Source organism: Mediterraneibacter glycyrrhizinilyticus, from assembly GCF_015560805.1.
Classification (GTDB): domain Bacteria; phylum Bacillota; class Clostridia; order Lachnospirales; family Lachnospiraceae; genus Schaedlerella; species Schaedlerella glycyrrhizinilytica_A.
Map to the genome: position 1 here is coordinate 282,203 of NZ_JADMSO010000003.1, position 25,203 is coordinate 307,405.

Below are 25,203 nucleotides of genomic sequence, written 5' to 3' on the forward strand. Positions count from 1 at the left end.
AGGACGGACAGAAGACAGATATGCAGTATATTACAGAAATCGAATCCTATCAAAGTGAAAAAAGATCCGCGGTGACGCTGGGAAAATTTGACGGATTACATAGAGGACATCAAAAGCTGATCGAACGGGTGCGGGATCACGCTTCGGACGAGACCGTCAGTATCGTCTGTTCTTTTGATATGGGGAAAGACATGCTCCTGACAGGACCGGAGAAGCGAAAGCGGCTGGAACCGGAGACGGATGTGCTGATCTTTACATCGTTCCATGAGAGGATCCGGCAGATGGAGCCGGAAACTTTTATCAAAGAGGTGCTTGCGGAGCGGTTTCACGCGGCGTATGTTGTTGTCGGGACAGATTTTTGTTTTGGACATGAGAAGCGTGGAAATGTGGAGATGCTAAGACAATATGCAGATGTTTACGGCTATCGTCTGGAAGTGGTTGACAAGGAAGTGTATGACAAAGATGTGATCAGCAGCACACGGGTGCGCAAAGCACTGGAAGCGGGAAAGATCGGACTGGCAAATGAATTGCTCGGATATCGGTATTCGGTGTCCGGCGTCGTGGAGCACGGGAAACAACTGGGAAGACGTCTCGGATTTCCGACCATGAACGTGGCGTTTGAAGCGAGGAAAAAGGCGCCCCGTTTCGGCGTCTATGCCTGCAGGGTGGAGATTGACGGAATATGGTTCCCGGGAATCGGAAATGTGGGTGTCAAGCCGACTGTGACGGAGGAGATGCGTCTTCTTGCGGAAGTATTCGTTCTTGGATATGACGGAAATGCATACGGAAAACAGATCACGGTCGAGTTGTGTGATTTTGAGCGGCCGGAACAGAAGTTTGCATCGGTGGATGAATTGAAACGTCAGGTGGACGCAGATATTCTGTATGGGAGACGCTATTTTCATCTGGAGGAGCATTAGAGGAGGCGTGCAAAGGCGTATCGTCCTTTGTACACCGACGAGAGGAACAACAAAAGATTTGCTTGAGAAAAGCGAAGGGAAATACAAATGGGGATAACAACAATTTTCCTGCTGTTGGGCGGTTTAGGTTTGTTTTTGTTTGGAATGAAACTGATGAGCGACGGTCTGGAGCAGGTTGCAGGCGCGAGAATGCGCTCGATTCTTGAATTTTTTACGAAAAACAGATTTGTGGGAATGCTGGTCGGTATTCTTTTTACGGCGGTGGTGCAGTCCTCCAGCGCGACGACGGTCATGGTCGTCAGCTTTGTGAATTCGGGACTGATGAATCTGTTTCAGGCGGCCGGCGTGATCCTAGGAGCCAATATCGGTACGACGGTGACAGGACAGCTGATCGCATTTAATCTTTCCGATGTCGCACCGTTGTTTGTGATCATCGGTGTGGTCATGTTTATGTTCTGCAATAAGCAGAACGTGAAAAAGATCGGAGTCGTGATCTTAGGTTTTGGTATCTTGTTCATGGGGCTCAGTACGATGAGCGGTGCGATGTCCTCGTTCAGGGAGTCGCCGGAAGTTGTTTCACTGCTTGGTTCTTTGACCAACCCACTGATGGCGATTTTGGTAGGATTTGTGATCACGGCAATCCTGCAGAGTTCGTCGGCAACGGTTGGGATCGTCATTCTGATGGCGTCGCAGGGGCTTTTGGCATTTCCGATCTGCTTCTTTTTGATCCTGGGATGTAATATGGGGTCTTGTGTATCCGCATTACTGGCTTCGATCGGAGGGAAAAAGGATGCAAAGCGTGCGGCGTGGATCCACTTTTTGTTCAACATCATCGGTTCTTTTGTGATCTTTCTTATTTTGACGATCGCGTTGGATCCGATCGCAGACGGCATTCTGGCGCTTTCCAAAGGCAATGTCAGCAGAGCGGTGGCAAATGCGCATACGCTGATCAAAATTTGCGAAGTATTCCTCCTTTTCCCATTTATGGGATGGGTCGTAAAAGCAACGTACCGGATCGTTCCGGGGGAGGATGTGTGCAGTACGGATGCCTATGAACTGAAATATATCCAGCCGGAGGGAAGCGTGTCCCCGGCAACCGCAGTTGTGGATGGAATCCATGAACTGCAGCAGATGGGTGAGCTTGCCATGAACAATTTGAAAATGAGCATGGAAGCGCTTTGCGAACCGGATGAAAAGAAGATAAAAAAGGTGTGCGAACAGGAAGCCTACATTGATTTTCTGAACCGGCAGATCACCGATTATCTCGTGAAGATCAGTGAATTGGATCTTCCGATCGCGGATGCAAAGATCCTCGGCGGTCTGTTCCATGTAGTCAACGATATTGAGCGGATCGGCGATCACGCGGAGAATTTCGCGGAGGCGGCAAAAGAGCGGATGGAAAAACAGATCCCGTTTAGTGAGAAAGCCATCCGCCAGATCCGGGAGATGGCAGAGATGGTAACGGAAGTGCTGGATTATGCATTGCAAATGTTTTCGGAGCGCAGTACGGAACATATGAAAGAGGTTCTGCAATTGGAAGAAGCGGTGGATCAGCTGGAGCGGAAACTGCAGAAAGCGCATGTGAAGCGGCTGACCAAAGGAAAATGTACACCGGAAGCAAGCATGCTATACTCCGATGCGATTTCCGGCCTGGAACGTGCGGCGGATCATGCCACGAATATCGCGTTTGCAATCCTGGAACCGGAAGATCTCAGTGAAGAAGAGGAAGAGTAAGGCGACGAAAATCAGACGAGTGGAAACAGGGATCATATGAAACAGGGAAATATATTCGGAGATAAGATATTTTACGGAAAATTATGGAAATTAACGGTTCCGATCGCAGTGCAGAGCCTGATGCTTGCTTCGGTCGCTGCGGCGGACGCAATCATGCTCGGACGTGTGGAACAAAATGCGATGGCGGCGGTTTCGTTGGCGACACAGATCCAGTTTATCCAAAATATGGTTCTGGGAGCGATCGTGGCAGGTCTGGTGATATTGGGAGCGCAGTATTGGGGAAAAGGGGATAAGAAAACGATCAATGATCTTTTCTGTATGAGCATCCGTCTTGCAGGCGTGACAAGCATCCTGTTTTTTATCGGATGTATCTTTTTTCCACGCTGGCTGATGCTGATCTTTACCAATGAAGAAGTGCTGATCGAGATCGGGATCCGCTATTTGAAAGTGGCGGGATGGTCCTATCTGCTGACCGGGATTTCCCAATGTTATCTGGCGATCATGAAAGTCAGCGACCACGCGGCGCAGACCGCAAAGATCAGTATCGGCGCAGTGTTGATCAATATCGTATTAAATGCGGTTTTTATCTTTGGATTTTTCGGACTTCCGGCGATGGGCGTGCAGGGGGCGGCGCTTGCGACTTTGATTTCCCGGATCATCGAGCTTGGATGGGCGGTGACCGTGTCGCATCAGGAGGGATATATCCGTCCTGACTGGAGCCGGCTGTTTCATCGGGACGCCCTGCTTGCAAAAGATTTCCGGAAATGTATGCTGCCGATCTTAGGCGCATCGCTTGCTTGGGGGATCGGATTTACGTCTTATTCCGCGTTCATGGGGCATCTCGGAACGGATGCGACGGCAGCTAATTCGGTGGCGGCTGTCGTGCGAGACCTTGTATGTTGTCTGTGCAACGGTCTTGCCAGCGGCGGTGGGATCCTCGTCGGAAACGAGCTGGGAGCCGGTGATCTGAAAACCGGAAAATTGTATGGTGACCGTCTGCTTGTTCTGGCATTTCTGACAGGGATCGTATCGGCAGCAGTGATGCTGCTTATGACGCCGCTGATCATGATGTTTGTGAAACTGACGGATGGGGCACAGGATTATCTGCTTGGAATGATGCTGATCATGTCGTTCTACATGATCGGACGGGCGGTCAATACGATCGTCATCAACGGGATTTTCGCGGCAGGCGGCGATACGATGTTTGATATGTACAGCCTGATGGTCGTGATGTGGGGTATTGCCATTCCGCTGGCGGCAGCGGGCACGTTCTTTTTGGACTGGCCGGTGCTTGTCGTCTATGCGTGTACCTGTCTGGATGAAGTCGGCAAGATCCCGTGGGTACTGATCCACTATCGTAAGAATAAGTGGGTAAAAGATCTGACAAGATAAAAAAGGACTTTACAGAGAAAAAGTCTTATGCTATACTACTCGAGGTATGAAAAACCGGTGTTCGGTGAGCGGATAACTCCAACCGCCGCTTAATACCAGGCGTTTTTAGAAGAATTTCAAGGAGGAAATGAAACATGATCACAAAGGAACAGAAACAGGCAATCATCAACGAATACGGAAGATGTGAGGGAGATACAGGATCACCGGAAGTACAGGTGGCACTTCTCACAGCAAGAATCAACGATCTGACAGATCACTTCAAGAGCAACCCGAAAGATCACCACTCCAGAAGAGGACTTCTGAAGATGGTAGGACAGAGACGTGGTCTTCTGGCATACCTGAAGAAAGTTGATATCGAGAGATACCGTACACTGATCGAAAGACTTGGTCTGAGAAAATAATATCATGACGCGAACCTGCATGGCGGAAGCTGTGCAGGTTTTTTGTATAGATGACGATCAGACTGCCGGGAATTACCGAAAGAATGTTTCGCTGCCGGATTTCATGCCGGATTGTCGAAAGAACTCATTGCGTTACCTATAAGGGTATGTTATAATATAAAAGACTGTGGACAGGAGAATGTTCCCGAGACCACTGAAAAGAATATCAGCAGTAGTTGGTGGTTTTTTCAGTAGTTTCGGACGCTCCTGACCGGCAAAATGTTTGGAAAATGATAAGGAGAACGCTATGTTTAAAAAATTTGAGATGGAACTTGCAGGAAGAACCCTGCGGGTTGATGTAGACAGAGTTGCGAAACAGGCGAACGGTGCGGTTTTGATGCACTATGGTGATACGACCGTTCTGTGTACGGCAACAGCATCCGAGAAGCCGAGAGAGGGGATCGATTTCTTTCCTCTGAGCGTAGAGTATAATGAAAGATTATATTCTGTCGGCAAGATCCCGGGAGGATTTAACAAAAGAGAGGGAAAAGCATCTGAGAATGCGATCCTGACCTGCCGTGTCATCGACCGTCCGATGCGTCCGTTGTTCCCGAAAGATTACCGGAATGACGTGACACTGGAAAATCTTGTCATGTCTGTTGATCAGGACTGCAGCCCAGAACTGACGGCGATGCTTGGCGCGGCAATCGCAACAAGTATTTCCGATATTCCGTTTGACGGACCGATCTCCACAACACAGGTAGGTCTTGTTGACGGAGAGTTCGTATTTAACCCTACGGCAGCACAGAAAGAAGTATCCGACCTTGCGCTGACGGTTGCGTCTACAAAAGAGAAAGTGATCATGATCGAGGCAGGAGCGAACGAAGTTCCGGAAGCTCAGATGATCGAGGCGATCTTTGCGGCACATGAGCTGAACCAGAAAGTGATCGCATTTATCGAGACGATCGTTGCAGAATGCGGAAAAGAAAAACATTCTTATGAGAGCTGCGCTGTTCCGGAAGAGTTGTTTGCGGCAATCCGTGAGATCGTGACTCCGGAAGAGATGGAAGAGGCTGTATTTACAGACGACAAACAGACGCGTGAAGAGAATATCCGTGTGATCACAGAGAAGCTGGAAGAAGCATTTGCAGAGAATGAAGAGTGGCTTTCCGTGCTTGGCGAAGCAGTATATCAGTATCAGAAGAAGACAGTCAGAAAGATGATCTTAAAAGATCACAAACGTCCGGACGGACGTGCGATCGATCAGATCCGTCCGCTCGCGGCAGAGATCGACCTGATTCCGCGTGTACATGGATCGGCGATGTTCACAAGAGGACAGACACAGATTTGTACCGTGACAACACTGGCTCCGCTTTCCGAAGCACAGAGACTGGATGGATTGGACGAGGCGGAGACTTCCAAGAGATATATGCATCACTACAATTTCCCGTCCTACTCCGTGGGAGAGACGAGACCGTCCAGAGGTCCGGGAAGACGTGAGATCGGACACGGAGCGTTGGCAGAACGTGCCCTGCTTCCGGTACTTCCGAGCGAATCCGAGTTCCCGTATGCGATCCGTACCGTATCCGAGACATTTGAATCCAACGGATCCACTTCTCAGGCAAGTGTCTGCGCATCCAGTATGTCACTGATGTCCGCAGGTGTGCCGATCAAGTCCGCAGTTGCCGGAATTTCCGCAGGACTTGTGACAGGAGATACCGATGATGATTATCTTGTATTGACTGATATTCAGGGATTGGAAGATTTCTTTGGAGATATGGACTTTAAAGTGGCAGGTACACACAAAGGAATCACGGCGATCCAGATGGATATTAAGATCCACGGATTGACAAGACCGATCATTGAAGAGGCGATCGCTGCAACGAAAAAAGCGAGAACCTATATTCTCGATGAAGTGATGAACAAAGCGATCGCAGAACCGAGAACAGAAGTCGGAGAGTATGCGCCGAAGATCATCCAGATGCAGATCGATCCGCAGAAGATCGGTGATGTCGTTGGTCAGAGAGGAAAGACCATCAATGCGATCATCGAACAGACCGGCGTGAAGATCGACATCGAGGACGACGGAGCAGTATCGATCTGCGGAACTGAGAAAGAGAGCATGGAAAAAGCTGCCAAACTGATCACAACGATCGTGACAGATTTTGAGGCTGGTCAGGTATTCGAGGGAAAAGTGATCAGCATCAAAGAATTTGGTGCATTCGTTGAGTTTGCTCCGGGAAAAGAGGGAATGGTGCATATTTCCAAGATCTCTAAAGAAAGAGTGAACAAGGTGGAAGACGTTCTGAAGCTCGGGGATGTTGTGAAAGTTGTATGTCTCGGAAAAGACAAGATGGGAAGATTCAGCTTCAGCATGAGAGATGTGGCTGAATAATAAATCATAATAAAAAGACTCAGTACAGAAAGAATGTGAAGATTTCTGTGCCGGGTCTTTTTTTATGAAAAAAGATACTTTTCATTAAAAATAGCGTTTGAAAAAGAATGACTACATAATTTTCTAATGATATAATCTTTAGTAAAGATAGCGATTTTGTTCAATTAGAAATTTCAAAGGAGGGATTTACAATGAAAAAAATTGGATTAGGTATCGCAATACTACTCTTTGCTATCGTAATTTCTCTTTGTTCATCAGGAATAGAGCTACTCTCTATTGGGATTGGAATTGTAGGATTGATTTTTTCAATCATAGGATTTATGGAATGTAAGTAAAATAAATTCCAGTTCATTTAGTTGAGAATAAAATAGAAAAACAGGAAGTTGTGGAGGATAACTATTGTGGATAAAGCAATTATTTATATACATGGAAAAGGTGGAAATGCTGAAGAAGCTATTCATTACAAATCGCTCTTTAGTGATTGTGATGTGATTGGTCTTGACTATACTGCACAGTTTCCGTGGGAAGCAAAAGAAGAATTTTCATTATTTTTTAATTCGATATGTAGAAACTACAGGTCTGTTGAAATAATCGCTAATAGCATTGGAGCGTATTTTGCTATCAATGCCTTATCAAATCAGCAAATAGAGAAAGCATATTTTATTTCGCCTGTTGTAGATATGGAAAGGCTTATTGCTGATATGATGATTTGGGCAAATGTTACAGAAGATGAACTCAAAGAGAAAAAAGAAATTCAGACAACTTTTGGAGAGACCATTTCATGGGATTATCTTTGCTATGTAAGAGAAAATCCTATTATATGGAAAATCCCAACGCACATTTTGTATGGTGAAAAAGATAATCTCATCCCCTATGGAACGATATTGGAATTTGTACAAAGAACTACTTCAACACTTTCTATCATGAAAAATGGAGAGCATTGGTTTCATACGGAAGAACAAATGAAATTTCTTGATGAGTGGATAATCAAATCTGCCAAATAAAATTCAATTCGTTTAGTTGAGAATAAAATAGAAAAATTAGAAGTTGAGAGGCAAATATGAAAGAATATACTTATGTTACTTTAAGACAAAAACCCGAATTAAAAGAAGAAGCAGCCACATGGTTTCATGATAAATGGGAAGTGCCACGAGAAGCCTATCTTGAATGTATGGAAGCCTATCTTAATCATGAAACAGAATATGGTTGGTATCTTTGCTTAGATAAAGAACGGATTGTAGGTGGTCTTGGAGTAATCGAAAATGATTTTCATGACAGGAAAGACCTTACGCCAAATGTATGTGCGGTATATACAGACAAGGAATATCGTTGTCAAGGAATTGCAGGACAATTACTTCATATTGTTGTGAAAGATATGAAGTCCAAAGGAATTACTCCTATCTATTTGATTACAGACCACACAAGTTTTTATGAAAGATATGGTTGGGAATTTTTGTGTATGGTTCAAGGGGACAATGAGCCTGATATGACAAGAATGTATATCCATAGATAAAATTCCAGTTTGTTTAGTCGAGAATAAAATAGGAAGTTATTGAGTTGAAAGATGGAGGGGATTTAATGTAAGAAATAAAGATGTGTTTTTTGAAGAATTAAAGATGTGTAGGATGAAACGATAGCAGTTTAGCATCCCTATTTGTAGAATTTGAGGAGTGAAAGTAATGATAATTCAGCTTGGAACCGAACAGGATATTGATCATTGGATGAACCTTGTAGAAAAAGTGAGGGATTCATTTCCGGGGCTTGAGACGGAGGAAGCCTTGAATGAACATAGAAATATTGTTTTGGACTTTATGAACAGAAATTCTGCAATTTGTGCAAAAGAAAAAGGAAAAATAGTCGGCATTCTATTATTCTCAAATGAAAACAGTGAGTTATGTTTTTTGGCAGTTGCGGCTGAATACCGCAGACGGCATATTGCTGAAAAAATGTTGTCTTATATGTTCACGAAACTGGATTCCTCAAAAGACATATTTGTTACGACTTATCGTGACGGTGTGCCGGAAGGAATTGCTGCGAGAGCATTCTATAAGCGTATGGGGTTTGTCGAGGGAAAGTTAACAGAAGAATTTGGAAGTCCCGTTCAGGAATTTGTGTTAAAGAGATAAGCGGGGAGGAAATAATTTGAGAACATATCAGGATAAAGCGGAGCTAAAAAATGAGATAGATAAAAGTTTTGAAAAGTATATTTCCGAATTTGATAATATTCCGGAATCTTTAAAAGATAAGAGAGTAATGGAAGTGGACAGAACTCCGGCAGAAAATCTTGCTTATCAAGTTGGATGGACAACGTTAGTTTTAAAATGGGAAGATGAGGAGAAGCATGGGATTGAAGTGAAAACACCGTCCGAAATGTTTAAATGGAATCAGCTGGGGGATTTATATCAATGGTTTACAGATACATATTCACATTTATCGTTAACGGAATTGAAAGATAGATTGAAAGAAAATATTACAGCGATCCATACAATGATCGATTCAATGAGCGAGCAAGAGTTGTTTCAGCCACATATGAGAAAGTGGGCGGATGATGCCACAAAAACAGCGGTGTGGGAAGTTTACAAGTTTATTCACATCAATACGGTCGCCCCTTTCGGAACTTTCAGAACAAAGATCAGAAAATGGAAAAAGATTGCATTGGTTTATTCCGATTGATAAAAAGAGGTTTTTATGTTTCAAAAGGTAATCATAATCGGCTGTCCGGGTGCGGGAAAAAGTACATTCGCAAGAAGATTAAGTGATAAAACTCACTTACCTTTATATTATCTTGATATGTTATGGCATAAGCCGGACAAAACAAATGTCGACAGAAATACGTTTGACGACAAATTAAAAGAAATAATTTCGGGAAGCGAATGGATTATTGACGGCAACTATGGAAGAACACTTGAAATGCGCATTCAAGCATGTGAAACTATATTTTTACTGGATCTTCCGGTAGAGGAGTGTCTGGCTGGAGCAAAATCACGTATAGGTAAACAACGTGTAGATATGCCATGGATAGAAACAAAATTTGATGACGAATTTAGACAATGGATTCTTGATTTCCCCAAACATGAATTGCCGATCGTATATGAATTGTTGGGAAAATATAAAAATCAAAAAAACATCTATGTCTTTCATTCAAGAGCGGAAATAGATGAGTATTTAGCAAAAACGTTTGGCTGAATACTAGAGTCTGCCGGTATAAAAAGAGTTATAAGAACGAGAATAGACTGAGCAAAGCGAGAGATGCTTCTTGTCCGCAGGGCAAGAAGATGAGGTCGGGATGGAAACAGAAAAATTGGAAGTTTTGAAAGAACAGTATTATTCATATTAAGAGGAGGCGAAATGATGAATGGACAAATGTTTCAAATTGCATCTATTGTAGCGACGAGCAAAAAAGCGTTGCAATTATCAGAACCAATTAGATTTTCTCAATTAGAATATGAGAATAAAATTGAATTTATCTTTTTACCTCAAAAGAAATTTTTAAGGACAGAAAAATATACCGCTTCTAATGTTTCATTGTGGTTTGAACAAATAAAGAAAAATGGGATACAGGATATAAAGTTGCTATGTCCATATTCAGTAAAGGATAGACAATTTTTAGGATTTTCAAATACAACAGAAAGTTCCATTTTGTGTTTTTACAAAAGCGGAAAAGTAACATACTTTACTGCTGATTGGCAATTTGACTCTATGCAAAAAAAATGGAATATTCTATATTCAGAGCATGAGTGGACTAATCCACCATCAAAAAAACCATATTTTGAGAATAACATTAACTCATTTCGAGATGTATTATTATCGATTAAAGAATTGGCTAAAAAAATTGAGTGTGAAAATTTTGCTAATATTTTTACTTCTGCTATAAACCTTTTAGATGGCTGTAGCGAATATCCAGATGAAAAGTATGGTTTGAGTTTACCACCAATTCCACAGCAAAATCTTCAAATGTTCGAAGCTGCAAGTATTTCGGATGTTTTTGGAGCAATGGGTTCGTGGAATGATAGCCCAGCATATATGGCTCACAAAAAAGGGTTATCTGAAGAATACGAAACTCTATCTTCTGAGTTGTTAAAAAATGTAAGACTTGCTATTTTGTATGCCATAAATGAATGGTAAGATTATAAGCCTATATTTCATATGTGTAAATTAGAATTTGTGTGAACAAAATTATATTTGAAGATATACAATAGAGAGCGTGATGAAATGACGGATATTAGTGGTATTTTTTCGATAGGTAGTAGTACAAACCATCAATGGATTTCATTATGTGGACATTTGGAAGCCATTATTGGAAATTATTTTCTTTCACAGGCGGGAAATCCAGAAGCATATTGGTATGCTATATACTATGACTCAACAATAGACAGATATAATGAATGTGTGGAAATAACAGATAAGAATTTAATTGGTTATGTTTATTGTGATGATAGAGTAGCCTTTGTTTTGAACAGTTTCCTTGAAAAATTTATAAACGATACTGTAGATTATGATATTCATTATGTCGGCGTAGATTCTTTAGATGAAGAATGTATTGAGTGCAGAAGATACTCTGATTATTGTGAGCATATTTTACCTGCTTTCTGGATAGATGACGATTTTTTGAATAATGAAAAACTTGCGTTTGATTATGAAAAATTTGAACTGATAGATGCTGGAGTTAAATATCTTAATCCCAAGCATTTTTCTGTAAAAAACTTTGTAATGTATTGCAGATTTGATAAAAAGTGAGATTACAGTATAATAAAAGATATTCCTTTCGTTGTTAGCGACAACTTTCAGTTTGTCTAGCGAAAAAAGAATTTATATTTGCGAGGTAGCATGTAATGAAATTAAAGAATGTTTTAATCGTTGTTAAAGATATAGAAAAATCAAGACAGTTTTACAAAGACTTGTTTGGGCTAGATCTGGTGCTTGACAATAACGGCAACATGATTTTGACGGAGGGGCTTGTGCTTCAAGATGAGAAAATCTGGAAAAAATTTCTGGGAAAAGAGATTGTTCAGCAAAACAATGCCTGTGAATTGTACTTTGAGGAAGAAAATATAGAAGCATTTATTGAAAAACTGGAACAGTCTTATCCATCAATCCAATATGTGAATAAACTGATCACACATAGCTGGGGGCAAAAAGTAATCCGTTTTTATGATCCGGACGGCAACTTGATCGAAGTTGGGACACCGATGTAATGTAAGAATGGAGAAAGCGAGGTGCTGCCATTGTGGAAGAGCGAGAGCGGATCATCTATCTGTGGTTTGAAATGTGGCTTACCAAACAAGATTTAGGCATCGACGATATTTTTGAGGAGGATGTAACGTATGTCGAAAGCTGGGGACCGAAATATCATAACCGTAAAATGGTAAAACATTGGTTTCATGAATGGAATACGCGGGGAAAAGTTCTGGTATGGAATATTAAACAGTTTTTTCATAAAGGAGATCAAACCGTTGTAGAATGGTATTTCAAAAATAAAATGAAGGATGGAACTGTGGAGGAATTTGACGGAGTTTCCTTGATCGTATGGGCGGAGGAGCAAAAAATAAAATCATTAAAAGAATTTGGATGCAATCTGAATCGCTATGATCCTTATGAACACGGTGAAACACCAGAGTTCAGAGATGAAAAAATAAGTTGGTTTTAGGAGCAAAAGAGCAGAGGAAATAAAAAGCTGAAAAGGGATGAAAGGAGGCTGTAAAGATGGGAGAGATGGAATGGATCTTACTGGCGGCAGTGGTGTATTTGGCGGTATCTCTGATGATTTATATTCTGATCCATGTGATCTTTCGTGAAAAATAGACAAGTTGTGAGGGAAGAGGATAAGAAACATGGAATTTACAAGTTCATTCACGTCAATACGGTTGCTCCTTTCGGAACTTTCAGAACGAAGATCAGAAAATGGAAAAAGACAGCATTGTAAATCGGAATTGATGGAGGGACATATTGTGAAGAAAAAATAGGGATAGGCATTGCAATTTTAGGAATTATTATATTGTGTTTTTTGCTAAATTTATTTGTAATAGGAGAAACGATTGCTGGAAACCAATTGACATATAGTGTCACACAAAACAGTACAACCTTGGAGCTACAAGTATCCGCAACGGATTCTGCGGTTGCCCTCAGAGGTTGGAAAATTGAACAAGAGGAAAATAAGGTGCTCATAAGTGCAAAAAAAGTACCTGTATCTTTTCTGTTTTCAAGTGGTCAATATCAAACATCTATCGACATAGACGGAATAGAAAATGTTTATTTGGGTGGTCAAATGATATGGAGTAGTAAATAAACTTCCGGTTCGTTTGGTGAACAATTAATTTGCATTTGAAGTATACAAGACAGGGGCAGATGATTTTGTTAATCTGTCTCTTTTTGATTGTTAGAAAAGGTTAGAAAAGCTGTGGTTTTTACTTGACATTCTTCGATAAAGCGTTATAATGATAAAGGTTCTGAAAAGAACTGTTTTAAAAGAAACAAACTGGACAGGAGGCGGGATTGTATGGCTGGAACAACAGATTTTCTGATGACCGTTCAGGGAATGACGAAACTGCATGACGGTATGATCAAAATGGTCTGCGGCAAGTATCAGCTGACATTGATCGAAGGAAAGATCATCAGTTTTCTGCACAATAATCCGGGAAAAGATACGGCAGGGGACATTGTGGAGCTGCGGAGACTTTCCAAAGGAAATGTGTCTCTTGCAGTGGAAAATCTGATCCGAAAAGGACTGCTTGAAAGAGAACAGGATCATAAGGATCGGAGAAAGATCCATTTGTCGTTGTTGGCATCGGCAAAACCGATCACGGACCTGATCGAAAAAAGACAGAATGAATTTGAAGAAGAGTTGTTTCGTGGCTTTTCAGAAGAAGAGCGTAGGTTGTACATAGAGTTAAATGACCGAATGGTGGAGAACACAAAGAACACGATGAAAAGGAGAATGGAGAATGAATAATGAGAAAGATTTCCTGGCAAAAGAACCACTTGGAAAGCTTTTGATGCGGCTGGCGCTTCCGACAGTTGCGGCACAGCTGATCAATATGCTTTATAATATCGTAGACCGTATGTATATCGGACATATTCCGGATGTCGGGGCACTCGCGCTGACCGGCGTTGGAGTCTGTATGCCGCTGATCATGATCGTGTCTGCATTTGCGGCGCTTGTAGGCAACGGCGGTGCACCGCGTGCTTCGATCTTCATGGGAAAAGGAGAGAAAGAAAAAGCGGAGAAGACGTTGGGAAACTGTTTTACGACACAGCTGATCGTCTCCGCAGTTTTGACGGCGATCCTTTTGCTCTGGAACCGGAATATGCTTCTTGCATTCGGAGCCAGCGGAAATACGATCGAATATGCCGTACAGTATATGAACATTTATTCGATCGGAACTGTTTTTGTACAGCTGACACTTGGAATGAACGCGTTTATCACGGCCCAGGGATTTACAAAGACGGGAATGCTTTCGGTTCTCATCGGGGCGGTGATCAACATCGTTCTGGATCCGATCTTTATCTTTGGCTTTGGAATGGGAGTGCGCGGAGCTGCGCTTGCAACGATTCTTTCGCAGGCATGTTCCTGTATCTGGGTGCTGACATTTTTATTTGGAAAGAAGACGACACTGCGGATCAAAAAAGAAAATATGGGACTGAGCCGTTCGGTGATCGTTCCGTGTCTGGCTCTTGGTTCCGCTGTCTTCATTATGCAGGCAAGCGAGAGCGTGATCTCTGTGTGCTTTAACTCGTCTCTTTTAAAATACGGCGGAGATATAGCGGTTGGTGCGATGACGATCCTGACCAGCGTGATGCAGTTTGCGATGCTGCCGCTTCAGGGACTTGGGCAGGGAGCTCAGCCAATCATCAGTTATAATTACGGGGCAGGGAACAGAGAGCGTGTCAAAGGCGCATTCTGGCTGCTTTTGAAATCCAGTCTGCTTTATGCGACTCTGTTGTGGGTGCTTGTTATGTTGTTCCCGCAGATGTTTGCGGCAATGTTTACGGCAGATGCGGCATTGATCGAATTTACAAGAACCGCACTCCGGATCTATATGGCTTGTATGCTTTTGTTCGGAATCCAGATGGCATGTCAGATGACATTTATGTCCATCGGAAATGCGAAATCTTCGATCATCGTGGCGGTGATGCGAAAGTTCATCTTGCTGCTTCCTCTGATTTATATTGTACCGCAGATCTGGAAATCCAATCAGACGATGGCGGTTTATCTGGCGGAGCCGATCGCCGATTTTTTGGCGGTGTCATTTACCGCAGTATTGTTCTTCTTCCAGTTCCGGAAAGTGCTTGCGGAAATGGAGAGAAGAAAACCAAAGCAGGAACAATAGAATATGGAAAAGCTGAAGGCTGTCACATGAAAATTCATGTGGCAGTTTTCTTTTTTTATCCGTGCAAACAGAATCTGATAAATCTATGTATATTTCCGAAACTCATTCATATATTGGTTAAAGAGGTGGACAAGATGAATGAAGAAAGAAAACAGCAGCAGATTTATCAGATACTGGCGGGAAGTATCCGGAAAATCCTGGAAAGAGAATCCTTGGATTTTTCCAGACTGCAGGAGATCCGGCTCCGCGTCGGGAAGCCGCTTTTGGTCATCTGCGAAAACACGGAGCGGATCCTGTCGGGAGAGGACGGCGCGCCGTATCTGGTGACGAAAGAAGAAATCAGAGAAACGATGGATTACATCAGCCGTTATTCTCTGTATGCATACGAAACGGAATTAAGACAGGGATTTCTTACGATTGAGGGAGGGCATCGCATCGGCGTGAGTGGAAAAGTGATCGTGGAGGGAAATAAGATCAAAAATATGCAGTATATTTCTTCGGTGAATATCCGGGCGGCGCATGAGGTGATCGGATGTGCGGATCCGGTGATGCGGTACATAACAAAGAACAGGGAAGTGTGTCATACGCTGATCATTTCTCCGCCGTGCTGCGGTAAAACGACATTGATCCGGGATATGATCCGTCAGATTTCGGATGGAAATGCGTATGTCAAAGGCTGTACGGTGGGGGTGGTGGACGAGCGTTCCGAGTTAGGTGGATGTTATCTCGGAATCGCGCAGAATGACATCGGGATGCGGACCGATATTCTGGATTGCTGTCCGAAAGCGGAGGGGATGATCCTTTTGATCCGTTCTATGGCGCCCCGGGTGCTTGCGATCGACGAGATTGGCGGTGAAGAGGAGATACGGGCGCTGGAATATGCGATGCACTGCGGTTGCAAACTGATCGCCAGCGTACACGGAAGTGATCTGGAAGAAATTTCGGAGAGACCGGGCGTAAAAGAATTGATCGAACAAAGGCGGTTTGAGCGGTATATTGTGCTGGATCATGAGGGAAAGCCCGGAACCGTGCGGGGGATTTACGATGAGCGGGGGATCCGGCTATGTGGAAAATGATCGGCTCCATTCTTGTACTGACGGCGACGAGCGGCGCCGGATTTCTCTATGGCATGGAGCAGCAGGATTATTTGGAAAAACTGCTTTATATCCGGCATATCATCTATATGCTGAAAGGGGAACTTGAGTACACGAAAGCGCCGCTTGGCGAAGTGTTCGGGCAGGCGGCAGTGCGGGTGAGAGAACCTTACAAAGGATGGCTTCATGGATTGGAGCGGCAGGTGGAACGTCGAAAAGAAGACGAATTCTTTAAAATCTGGATGCGCTCCATTGACCGGGATCTGCATACACTTCATTTAAAAAGCGAGCATGTGATCCAGCTAAAAGAACTAGGGAGCTGTCTCGGAAGAATGGACAGCACATCGGAAAGCCTGCATTTAAAACTTTATGTGGAACGGTTGGAGCTGGAGATCGAAAAGGTACGGGAAAGTTTGAGTGCAAAAAAACGGATCGGAAACTGTCTGGGAGTGATGGGAGGCATTTTTTTGATCGTCATTTTGATCTAAGGAGGAGGCATGAGTATCAATTTAATCTTTAAAATCGCTGCGGTTGGGATTCTCGTATCGATCTTAAGTCAGGTGCTGAAGCATAGCGGGAGAGATGAGCAGGCATTTTTGGTAAGTCTTGCGGGATTGATCCTTGTCCTTACCTGGGTGCTGCCTTTTATCTATGAATTATTTGAATCCGTACAGCGGATGTTTTCACTGTAAACGAAAATCCGGTCGGAAAATAGATGGAGGATACGGTCATGAATATGGTACAGATCGGAATGATCGGCGTGCTGGGAGCGCTGCTTGCGATCCAGTTCAAAGGCGGGAAAACAGAATATGGGATTTATATGAGTGTGGCGGTGAGCATTGTTCTGTTTCTTTGTATCGTGGACCGTTTGGAAATTTTTGTGCGGACGATCGATGAGATCAGCCGTTATATCAGTGTGGATACCGGATATCTGTCCACGATGCTGAAAATGATCGGCATCACTTATATTTCGGAATTTTCATCGAGCATCTGCAAGGATACCGGATATCAGACGATCGCAGTGCAGATCGAAGTGTTCAGCAAGCTGACGATCCTTGCGATGGGAATGCCGATCCTTTTGGCGCTTCTGGAGACGATACAGGAGTTTCTCGTATGAGACGCGACGGGGGAGTGCAAGTGAGACGGATTCTTTGGACTTGGCGTGTTTTCATTTTGGTCTGTCTGAGTGTCTGCATATCGGGACGGACCTGTCATGCGTCGGAAGAGACCGGCTATGCGACCGGAGAGACGGTCTCGGTATCGCGGAGCGATAAAGAGAGCTCTCTGGGACACTCAGATCCGGAATTGTGGGAGGAGATGCAGGAACGGCTTCTGGAGGCATTTGATTTTACAGAAATGGATGAGGGGATGGAGCAAATACTGCCGGGGGAGAAACGTACATTTCGGGATGTATTGGATCCGCTCTTGTCGGGGGAGTTTGAAACGGCGTGGGAAATGGCGAAACAGTATCTTTATGACCAGTTTTCCTTTGAATTCCGCAGTAATAAAAAGCAGTTGGTCTCGATGCTTTTGCTGGCGGTCACGGCGGCGCTTTTTTCTAATTTTGCCAGTGCGCTGCAAAATAAACAGATATCCAGGATCAGCTTTTACGTCTTATATATGCTGCTGATCACACTTTGTCTCAATACATTTCGTGTGGCGATGTCAGGGATAGAAAACAGGGTAGAAGTTCTGGTGGATTTTATGCGTGTGCTTTGCCCGGGATATTTTCTGGCGGTTGCCTTTGCGTCGGGAAGCAGCAGCGCGCTGATGTTCTACAATCTGGTTCTGATCCTGATCTATCTCGTGGAAGTCCTGATCCTGAAATTTTTGCTTCCGATGATCCATGTATATATTATGGTGCAGGTGATGAATTATATGTTGGGGGAGGATCTGCTGACGGAGCTGGGAGAACTACTGAAAAAGCTGATCTTATGGATTTTGAAAACGTTGCTGGCACTGGTAGTCGGGATCAATGTGGTGCAGGGGCTTCTGGGACCGGCGATCGACGGACTGAAACGAAGCGCTGTGACGAAGACAGTGGAAGCGATCCCTGGGATCGGAAATACATTCGGCAGTATGACAGACGTTGTACTTGGGACAACCGTGCTGATCAAAAACGGGATCGGAATGGCAGGGGCGGTGATCCTGCTCGCAGGATGTCTCGTCCCGGTTGTCCAGATGGCAGTCCTTACTTTTTTCTATAAGCTTGCGGCTGCGCTCGTACAGCCGGTTTCGGACAAACGTATCACCGGATGCATCAGCAGCGTCAGTTCGGGCTATGAATTGCTGCTGAAAGTATTGTGCACGGTGCTTGTTCTGTTTCTTCTGACGATCGCGGTGGCGGCAGCGGCGACATCTTAAGAAAGAAAATGGCGGGAAAAGAGGTACGAAGCGATGTTGGATGCGATGTATGAGTGGATGAAAAACCTGGCATTTTATCTTGTGATCGTCACGGCGGCGCTGGAGGTGCTGCCGAGGGAGGCTTACAGGAAATATGTCCGTTTTTTTGCGGGGATCGTGCTGATCCTTTTGATCCTGACGCCGCCTTTACAGGTGACAGGGAGTTTGGGGACTTTTCAAACAAAATATCGAAATCATGAATCGGAATTGATCCGTCAGGAAATCATGGAGAGCAGGGAATATTTTGAAGAGGCGGATGTGTTCGAGTTTCTGGAAAAGGAAACGGACGGTGTGGAGGAAATCGAAATTGGAGAAAATCAGAGATCGGATTTTGACGTGGATACATACGGAGGAGAAACGTCCGGGGAAACAACAGCTGCTGGTGATTCTGCTGATCGGACTGTTGCTGCTGGTGATCGCGATCCCGGTACCCAGGGAGAGTGACAAGGAACAGGAAGAAACAAAAAGGGAGACATCTGTGGGAATCCGTAGTGGAAATGGGACAGGAGCGGAAGAGACTTTGGTGGGGCAGTATGAGGCGTATCTGGAAAAACGGGTGGCGGATGCACTGGAATGTGTGGAGGGGGTCGGAAAGACGGAAGTGGTGATCACCTTGAAATCATCCGGGCAGAAAGTCATCGAAAAGGATCAGATTTCCAATAGCAGGACAACGACGGAAGAAGATTCGGCAGGCGGAACGCGGGTGGAAAAAGAGGGGGAGACGGAAAAAACCAGTATTTATGAGCAGCGTGAGGACGGAAGCCAGACGCCCTATGTGAGCCGGGAGATGCTGCCGGAGGTGGAGGGCGTTGCTGTGATCGCGGAGGGGGGAGATCATCCGGTCGTCGTGCAAAATATCACGGAAGCGATCCAGGCATTATTTGGGATCGAAGCGCATAAGATAAAAATAATGAAAAGGACAACAGCAGGATCATGAAAAAAGGTGATGGAAAAGGAGGAACTTTCGTGAAACATTTATTTAAGAAAAACCAGATCATTATTACGACCCTGGCGGTGATGATCGCCATAGCCGGATATCTGAATTATTCGGGAAAATTATTCAGCGATGATCCAAACAGCAGCGCAGAGGCAAATACAGAGATGGTCAATCAGGAGCTTCTGGATATTTCAGAGGAAGATCTGGAGACGGAAAGTACCGAGATCGCAAGCACGGATTCCGAAGTCGAGGGAACACCGGGGGAGGCAGTCCTGACAAACGGCGGAGCGGACAGTACCGTTGCGCAGGCGAAAGTGTCAAGAGAACAGGTGCGCGCGCAGAATAAGGAAACCTTGCAGGCGCTGATCGACAACACAAATATCAGCGAGGAAGAAAAGCAGAGCGCAGTGGAACAGATGGTGCGGATGACGCAGATCGCCGAGCAGGAATTGGCGATCGAGACATTGATGGCGTCCAAAGGATTTTCCGAGTCTGTGGTCAATCTGACCGAAGATTCCGCGGACATTGTTGTGAATGCGGAAGAATTAACGGATGCCAACCGGGCGCAGATCGAGGACATCGTGACACGGAAAACGGAGATTGCACCGGAAAATATCGTGATCACACCGATCCACGAATAAAACAAAAGATTGCAGGCAGTGAACGGTTATGGTAAAATGGATTCCGGTTATGTGAAGAGGAACCAGAAATACGAGGAGATATGGAATTATGTCTGATATTACAAATGAAATAAAAAAGCGGCGGACGTTTGCGATCATTTCCCATCCGGATGCCGGAAAAACAACGCTGACCGAGAAGTTCCTGTTGTATGGAGGCGCGATCAACCAGGCGGGATCGGTCAAAGGAAAGGCGACTGCAAAGCATGCGGTTTCGGACTGGATGGAGATCGAGAAAGAGAGAGGTATCTCGGTAACGTCTTCGGTCCTGCAGTTTAATTACGGGGGATTCTGCATCAATATCCTGGATACACCGGGGCATCAGGATTTCTCGGAGGATACTTACCGGACGCTGATGGCGGCGGATTCCGCGGTCATGGTGATCGACGCGTCCAAGGGTGTGGAGGCGCAGACGAGAAAGCTGTTCAAAGTCTGCGTCATGCGCCATATTCCGATCTTTACGTTTATCAATAAGATGGACCGGGATGCGATGGATACATTTGAACTTCTGGACGATATTGAGAAAGAGCTTGGGATCGCAACTTGTCCGGTGAACTGGCCGATCGGTTCCGGTAAAGCGTTCAAAGGAGTATACGACCGTCAGAAAAAAGAAGTGGAGCTGTTCTCCGATACCCAAAAAGGAACAAAGATGGGCGCGGTACAGACGATCTCGGAAGAGGATCCGATGCTTTCCGAAGTGATCGGAGAAGATGCAAAAGCGCTTCTTGAAGAGGAAATCGAACTACTGGACGGAGCGGCGGCCGAATTTGATCAGGAACTCGTCTCAAAAGGCGAACTGTCTCCGGTGTTTTTCGGGTCGGCGCTGACGAACTTCGGTGTGGAGACATTTCTGAAGCATTTTCTTGTGATGACAAGCTCACCGCTGCCGAGAATGTCGGATCACGGACTGATCGATCCGATGAAAGAAAATGATTTCTCGGCGTTTGTGTTCAAGATCCAGGCCAATATGAACAAGGCGCATCGTGACCGGATCGCGTTCATGCGGATCTGTTCCGGAAAATTCGAGGCGGGGATGTCGGCTTATCACATTCAGGGCGGAAAAGATGTGCGTCTTTCCCAGCCGCAGCAGATGATGGCAAGTGAACGTAAGATCATAGAATCGGCGTGTGGCGGAGACATCATCGGTATTTTTGATCCGGGAATTTTCTCCATCGGAGATACATTGACAACCTCGAAAGAGAAGTACGCTTACGAGGGGATCCCGACGTTTGCGCCGGAACATTTTGCGAGAGTGCGTCAGGTCGATACGATGAAGCGGAAACAGTTTGTCAAAGGGATCAATCAGATTGCCCAGGAGGGCGCGATCCAGATTTTCCAGGAATACAATACCGGTATGGAAGAGATCATCGTCGGCGTGGTCGGCGTGTTGCAGTTTGACGTGTTGAAGTACCGTCTGGAAAATGAATACAATGTGGAGATCCGTCTGGAAAATCTGCCGTACGAGCATATCCGCTGGATCGAAAACGACGAGATCGACATGGACCGCTTAAGCGGAACTTCGGATATGAAGAAGATCAAGGATCTGAAAGACCGTCCGCTCCTTTTGTTTGTGCATGAGTGGAGCATCCGGATGACGCTGGAGAGAAATGAGGGACTGAAACTTTCGGAATTTGGAAGATAATAATTTCCCTTTGCAAACAGAGGGATATTTGTTATAATACAAAAAGAGATTAGACCAAATTGGAGGTTGTGAAGATGGCAAAGGACGAAAGAACCACATATACGATACAGAATGACAACAGTATGGGAGAAGTGCAGATCGCGGATGAAGTCGTTGCGATCATTGCCGCGCTTGCTGCGACAGAAGTAGACGGCGTTGCATCGATGGCGGGCAACATTACCAACGAGCTGGTCAGCCGCCTTGGTATGAAGAACCTTTCCAAAGGCGTGAAAGTGGATGTGCTGGAGGGTGTTGTGACCGTATCTCTTGCGCTGAACCTGAAGTATAATTACAGCATCATGGATGTGACTGCAAAGGTGCAGGATCGTGTGAAGACGGCGATCGAGAACATGACCGGACTGGAAGTTGCGGATATCAATATCCGTGTCGCAGGCGTGGAGATGGAGAACCGGGAATAGTTTTCGTTGCAAAGAGCAGTATACATGTAGTATAATAAAGGATGTCGTGAGACATCCTTTTTGCTTTACAAAAGAAAAGGACAACAGAAAGGAGCCATTATGATAAGATCAGAACTTCGGGAACACGTTTTTAAGATGGTATTTCAGATAGAATTTAACGAGCCGGCGGATATGCCGGAGCATTTTGAATTGTATATGGACAGTCTGGAACGTGCGACAGATCAGGATAGAACATATATCGAGACAAAGTACAAAGCGGTATTGGAGAAGATCAGCGAGATCGACGCGCTGATCGATGAGAAGAGCAAAGACTGGAAGACAAAGCGGATGAACAAAGCGGATCTGGCAATCCTGCGTCTTGCAGTATATGAGATGAAGTGGGACGAAGACGTTCCGGTAGGCGTGGCGATCAACGAGGCAGTGGAACTGGCGAAGCGGTTCAGCGGCGAGAGCGGACCTGCATTTGTCAACGGAGTGCTCGCGCGTCTTGCAGAATAAGCATCGGAAGAAAACAGGAGGCAGGAGCGTATGCGCAATGTCTACACGGTGAAGCAGGTAAACCTGTATATCAAGAATATGTTCACTCAGGATTTCATGTTGAACCGGATCTATGTAAAAGGCGAGGTGTCGAACTGCAAGTACCACGCTTCCGGTCACATCTATTTTTCATTGAAAGACGAGTCCGGTACGATTGCCTGCATTATGTTTGCAAGCGCGCGGTCCGGGCTTTCTTTTCGTATGCGGGAGGGGCAGAAAGTCGTCGTGCTTGGTTCCGTCAATGTATACGAGCGTGATGGGAAATATCAGCTCTATGCAAATGAGATCATCCTTGAGGGCGCAGGACTTCTTTATGAGAAGTTTGAAGCGCTGAAGCAGGAACTGGAAGAGATGGGCATGTTTGCAGAGGAATATAAACAGCCGATTCCAAAGTTTGCCAAAACAGTCGGGATCGTGACGGCGCCGACGGGAGCGGCGGTACGCGATATCATCCAGATCGCATCCAGAAGAAACCCTTATGTGCAGCTGATCCTCTATCCCGCGCTTGTACAGGGAGAGGGAGCGGCGGACAGTATCGTCCGTGGGATCCGGATGTTGGAAAAGCAGAATGTGGATGTGATGATCGTCGGCCGCGGAGGCGGTTCCATCGAGGATCTATGGGCATTTAATGAAGAAAAGGTGGCGCGCGCGATTTTTGAATGCCGGGTTCCTGTGATCTCGGCAGTGGGACATGAGACAGACACATTGATTTCAGATTATGTGGCGGATCTGCGGGCACCGACACCGTCAGCGGCGGCGGAACTTGCGGTGTATGATCATCGGCAGGTTTCGGAACAGATGGAAGCGTTTTTAAGTCGGATGCGCAGGCAGATGCGTTTAAAGACTATGCTGGAGCGCAGAAGACTGGAACAGTTGGAACTGCGTCTGAAACATACGCATCCGCAGCAAAAGCTGAATGAAAACCGACAGATTTTACAGGAATTGGAGAACCGTCTGCGGGATCGGATGCAGATGCTTTTGGAGGAGAATAAGCATCGGCTGGCAATTTATACGGAGCAGATCGACGGTCTGTCTCCGCTGAAAAAGCTGAGTCAGGGATATTCTTATACGGAACTGGCGGACGGAGAGAACGTCCGGTCGGTGCAGCAGGTGAAAGACGGGCAGGAAATTTCCGTTTATGTAACAGACGGAAAGATCAAAGCCCGTATCGTAGAGGTGGAAGACGGATGGAAGAGATGAAAAAAAGTCCGACGCTTGATGAGTTGTTCACGTCTCTGGAACGTGTAGTAGATGAACTGGAACAAGGTGAGACAACATTGGAAGAATCTTTCGGACTTTATAAAAAAGGCGTTACATTGTTAAAACAGTGCTCGGAAACGATCGATACGGTTGAAAAAAGCGTCCTGGCATTGGATGAGAACGGAGAATTACATGAATTTTAGAGAAGAACAGAAGCAGAGAACAGAACAGATCGAGCAGATTTTGAGGCGCTTTCTCCCGGAAGCAAAAGGAGAGCAGCGCCTGATCATGGAAGCGATGGAGTACAGTCTGCTTGCAGGCGGAAAGCGGCTCCGTCCGATGTTGATGTGGGAGACGTACCGTTTGTTTGGAGGGAAAGGATCGGTTGTGGAACCGTTCATGGCTGCGATGGAGATGATCCACACATATTCACTCGTACATGATGACCTTCCGGCAATGGATAACGACGAATACCGGCGCGGCAGAAAGACGACCCACGTCGTATACGGGGAAGATATGGGGATCCTTGCAGGCGATGCCCTGCTGAATTATGCGTTTGAGACTGCATCACAGGCGTTCGATCTGGAAGATACGGACTTTTTGAGAGTCGGAAAAGCAATGCAGATCCTTGCGAAGAAAGCCGGGATCTACGGAATGATCGGCGGTCAGGTCGTGGACGTCAAAGCGGCGGGAGAAGCGATCTCCGGTGAAAAACTGTTGTTTATTTACGAATTGAAAACGGGCGCATTGATTGAAAGCGCGATGATGATCGGCGCGGTACTTGCCGGAGCGGACGAAGCACAGACGGCAAGTGTGGAACGGATTGCGAAAAAAGTCGGACTGGCATTTCAGATCCAGGATGATATCCTGGATGTGACGGGCAGTCAGGAAGTTCTCGGAAAGCCGATCCACAGTGACGAGAAAAACGAAAAGACAACGTATGTTACATGGAAAGGTCTGGAAGCATCGAGGGCGGAAGTGGAACGTCTCTCCAAAGAGGCAGTGGAGGAACTGCGGGGACTCAAACCGGCAGATCCGTTTTTGGAGGAATTACTTTTGTCATTGATCCACCGCGAAAAATAGGTGAAGAAAGAACAAAAGGGGATG

Annotated in this window: 32 protein-coding genes; all 32 read left to right on the forward strand. The window is 45.3% G+C overall.

Going from position 1 to position 25,203, the window contains the following annotated elements; all coding sequences use genetic code 11:
* Positions 1-20 precede the first annotated feature (20 nt).
* The 32 genes from I2H87_RS04965 (at position 21) to I2H87_RS05120 (ending at position 25,179) form a co-directional block, all read left to right on the forward strand.
* On the forward strand, positions 21-920 hold the full coding sequence (locus I2H87_RS04965; protein WP_195609470.1) for a bifunctional riboflavin kinase/FAD synthetase: 900 nt from the start codon (positions 21-23) through the stop codon (positions 918-920).
* A gap of 87 nt (positions 921-1,007) precedes the next feature.
* Positions 1,008-2,654 carry a Na/Pi cotransporter family protein gene (locus I2H87_RS04970; protein WP_195609453.1) on the forward strand — a complete coding sequence of 549 codons (1,647 nt, stop codon included), beginning with the start codon at positions 1,008-1,010 and terminating at the stop codon, positions 2,652-2,654.
* Positions 2,655-2,690: 36 nt separating this feature from the next.
* Positions 2,691-4,046, forward strand: coding sequence for an MATE family efflux transporter (locus tag I2H87_RS04975; RefSeq protein ID WP_195609454.1), 1,356 nt, complete (start codon positions 2,691-2,693; stop codon positions 4,044-4,046).
* A 134-nt stretch (positions 4,047-4,180) separates the two neighbouring features.
* The gene (rpsO, locus tag I2H87_RS04980) at positions 4,181-4,447 is read left to right on the forward strand and encodes a 30S ribosomal protein S15 (RefSeq protein ID WP_009265983.1); all 267 of its coding nucleotides are present in this window, start codon (positions 4,181-4,183) and stop codon (positions 4,445-4,447) included.
* Between the two features lie 286 nt (positions 4,448-4,733).
* The gene (locus I2H87_RS04985) at positions 4,734-6,821 is read left to right on the forward strand and encodes a polyribonucleotide nucleotidyltransferase (protein WP_117549413.1); all 2,088 of its coding nucleotides are present in this window, start codon (positions 4,734-4,736) and stop codon (positions 6,819-6,821) included.
* Between the two features lie 191 nt (positions 6,822-7,012).
* On the forward strand, positions 7,013-7,156 hold the full coding sequence (locus tag I2H87_RS04990; protein ID WP_009265986.1) for a hypothetical protein: 144 nt from the start codon (positions 7,013-7,015) through the stop codon (positions 7,154-7,156).
* A gap of 66 nt (positions 7,157-7,222) precedes the next feature.
* The gene (locus tag I2H87_RS04995; protein ID WP_195609455.1) at positions 7,223-7,825 is read left to right on the forward strand and encodes an alpha/beta hydrolase; all 603 of its coding nucleotides are present in this window, start codon (positions 7,223-7,225) and stop codon (positions 7,823-7,825) included.
* Between the two features lie 56 nt (positions 7,826-7,881).
* A complete protein-coding gene (locus I2H87_RS05000; RefSeq protein WP_022152664.1) occupies positions 7,882-8,334 on the forward strand; it encodes a GNAT family N-acetyltransferase in 453 nt (150 codons plus the stop codon).
* A gap of 166 nt (positions 8,335-8,500) precedes the next feature.
* Positions 8,501-8,947, forward strand: a complete 447-nt coding sequence (locus tag I2H87_RS05005) for a GNAT family N-acetyltransferase (RefSeq protein ID WP_022152665.1) — start codon at positions 8,501-8,503, stop codon at positions 8,945-8,947.
* 16 nt (positions 8,948-8,963) lie between these two features.
* Complete coding sequence (locus tag I2H87_RS05010; protein ID WP_009265992.1) at positions 8,964-9,494, forward strand: ClbS/DfsB family four-helix bundle protein; 531 nt, start codon at positions 8,964-8,966, stop codon at positions 9,492-9,494.
* Between the two features lie 15 nt (positions 9,495-9,509).
* Positions 9,510-10,007 (forward strand): P-loop NTPase family protein, encoded by a 498-nt coding sequence (locus tag I2H87_RS05015; protein WP_022152667.1) that lies wholly within the window; start codon positions 9,510-9,512, stop codon positions 10,005-10,007.
* 162 nt (positions 10,008-10,169) lie between these two features.
* On the forward strand, positions 10,170-10,946 hold the full coding sequence (locus tag I2H87_RS05020) for a hypothetical protein (RefSeq protein ID WP_243273877.1): 777 nt from the start codon (positions 10,170-10,172) through the stop codon (positions 10,944-10,946).
* Between the two features lie 87 nt (positions 10,947-11,033).
* Positions 11,034-11,558, forward strand: a complete 525-nt coding sequence (locus I2H87_RS05025) for a transposase (RefSeq protein ID WP_195609456.1) — start codon at positions 11,034-11,036, stop codon at positions 11,556-11,558.
* 95 nt (positions 11,559-11,653) lie between these two features.
* A complete protein-coding gene (locus tag I2H87_RS05030; protein WP_022152670.1) occupies positions 11,654-12,016 on the forward strand; it encodes a VOC family protein in 363 nt (120 codons plus the stop codon).
* A 32-nt stretch (positions 12,017-12,048) separates the two neighbouring features.
* Positions 12,049-12,468, forward strand: coding sequence for a nuclear transport factor 2 family protein (locus I2H87_RS05035; protein ID WP_195609457.1), 420 nt, complete (start codon positions 12,049-12,051; stop codon positions 12,466-12,468).
* A gap of 162 nt (positions 12,469-12,630) precedes the next feature.
* Positions 12,631-12,744 carry a ClbS/DfsB family four-helix bundle protein gene (locus I2H87_RS05040; RefSeq protein WP_456299354.1) on the forward strand — a complete coding sequence of 38 codons (114 nt, stop codon included), beginning with the start codon at positions 12,631-12,633 and terminating at the stop codon, positions 12,742-12,744.
* Positions 12,745-13,317: 573 nt separating this feature from the next.
* Positions 13,318-13,770: a MarR family winged helix-turn-helix transcriptional regulator gene (locus I2H87_RS05045; protein WP_195609458.1), complete on the forward strand. Its 453-nt coding sequence runs from the start codon at positions 13,318-13,320 to the stop codon at positions 13,768-13,770.
* Entirely contained in the window at positions 13,763-15,148 is a 1,386-nt protein-coding gene (locus tag I2H87_RS05050) for an MATE family efflux transporter (RefSeq protein WP_195609459.1), read from the forward strand. The genes I2H87_RS05045 and I2H87_RS05050 overlap by 8 nt, the downstream gene beginning before the upstream one ends.
* A 134-nt stretch (positions 15,149-15,282) precedes the next feature.
* The gene (gene spoIIIAA / locus I2H87_RS05055) at positions 15,283-16,224 is read left to right on the forward strand and encodes a stage III sporulation protein AA (RefSeq protein ID WP_195609460.1); all 942 of its coding nucleotides are present in this window, start codon (positions 15,283-15,285) and stop codon (positions 16,222-16,224) included.
* Entirely contained in the window at positions 16,212-16,730 is a 519-nt protein-coding gene (locus tag I2H87_RS05060; protein ID WP_243273878.1) for a stage III sporulation protein AB, read from the forward strand. The genes spoIIIAA and I2H87_RS05060 overlap by 13 nt, the downstream gene beginning before the upstream one ends.
* 9 nt (positions 16,731-16,739) lie before the next feature.
* Positions 16,740-16,934 (forward strand): stage III sporulation protein AC, encoded by a 195-nt coding sequence (gene spoIIIAC / locus I2H87_RS05065; protein ID WP_009266002.1) that lies wholly within the window; start codon positions 16,740-16,742, stop codon positions 16,932-16,934.
* A gap of 38 nt (positions 16,935-16,972) precedes the next feature.
* On the forward strand, positions 16,973-17,359 hold the full coding sequence (locus I2H87_RS05070; protein WP_009266003.1) for a SpoIIIAC/SpoIIIAD family protein: 387 nt from the start codon (positions 16,973-16,975) through the stop codon (positions 17,357-17,359).
* Entirely contained in the window at positions 17,356-18,606 is a 1,251-nt protein-coding gene (locus I2H87_RS05075; RefSeq protein WP_009266004.1) for a stage III sporulation protein AE, read from the forward strand. Before I2H87_RS05070 ends, I2H87_RS05075 begins: the two co-directional genes overlap by 4 nt.
* 33 nt (positions 18,607-18,639) lie before the next feature.
* Positions 18,640-19,089 carry a stage III sporulation protein AF gene (locus tag I2H87_RS05080; RefSeq protein WP_009266005.1) on the forward strand — a complete coding sequence of 150 codons (450 nt, stop codon included), beginning with the start codon at positions 18,640-18,642 and terminating at the stop codon, positions 19,087-19,089.
* Positions 19,058-19,582 carry a stage III sporulation protein AG gene (locus I2H87_RS14080; protein ID WP_334299421.1) on the forward strand — a complete coding sequence of 175 codons (525 nt, stop codon included), beginning with the start codon at positions 19,058-19,060 and terminating at the stop codon, positions 19,580-19,582. The genes I2H87_RS05080 and I2H87_RS14080 overlap by 32 nt, the downstream gene beginning before the upstream one ends.
* 29 nt (positions 19,583-19,611) lie before the next feature.
* Complete coding sequence (locus I2H87_RS05090; RefSeq protein ID WP_195609461.1) at positions 19,612-20,223, forward strand: SpoIIIAH-like family protein; 612 nt, start codon at positions 19,612-19,614, stop codon at positions 20,221-20,223.
* A gap of 88 nt (positions 20,224-20,311) precedes the next feature.
* A complete protein-coding gene (locus I2H87_RS05095) occupies positions 20,312-21,901 on the forward strand; it encodes a peptide chain release factor 3 (protein WP_117549439.1) in 1,590 nt (529 codons plus the stop codon).
* A gap of 74 nt (positions 21,902-21,975) precedes the next feature.
* Positions 21,976-22,359 (forward strand): Asp23/Gls24 family envelope stress response protein, encoded by a 384-nt coding sequence (locus tag I2H87_RS05100; RefSeq protein WP_009266010.1) that lies wholly within the window; start codon positions 21,976-21,978, stop codon positions 22,357-22,359.
* 99 nt (positions 22,360-22,458) lie between these two features.
* Complete coding sequence (nusB, locus tag I2H87_RS05105) at positions 22,459-22,857, forward strand: transcription antitermination factor NusB (protein ID WP_009266011.1); 399 nt, start codon at positions 22,459-22,461, stop codon at positions 22,855-22,857.
* Between the two features lie 30 nt (positions 22,858-22,887).
* Entirely contained in the window at positions 22,888-24,096 is a 1,209-nt protein-coding gene (gene xseA, locus I2H87_RS05110) for an exodeoxyribonuclease VII large subunit (RefSeq protein ID WP_117549441.1), read from the forward strand.
* Positions 24,084-24,299, forward strand: a complete 216-nt coding sequence (xseB, locus tag I2H87_RS05115; protein ID WP_054703089.1) for an exodeoxyribonuclease VII small subunit — start codon at positions 24,084-24,086, stop codon at positions 24,297-24,299. The genes xseA and xseB overlap by 13 nt, the downstream gene beginning before the upstream one ends.
* The gene (locus I2H87_RS05120) at positions 24,289-25,179 is read left to right on the forward strand and encodes a polyprenyl synthetase family protein (protein ID WP_009266014.1); all 891 of its coding nucleotides are present in this window, start codon (positions 24,289-24,291) and stop codon (positions 25,177-25,179) included. The genes xseB and I2H87_RS05120 overlap by 11 nt, the downstream gene beginning before the upstream one ends.
* Positions 25,180-25,203 lie beyond the last annotated feature (24 nt).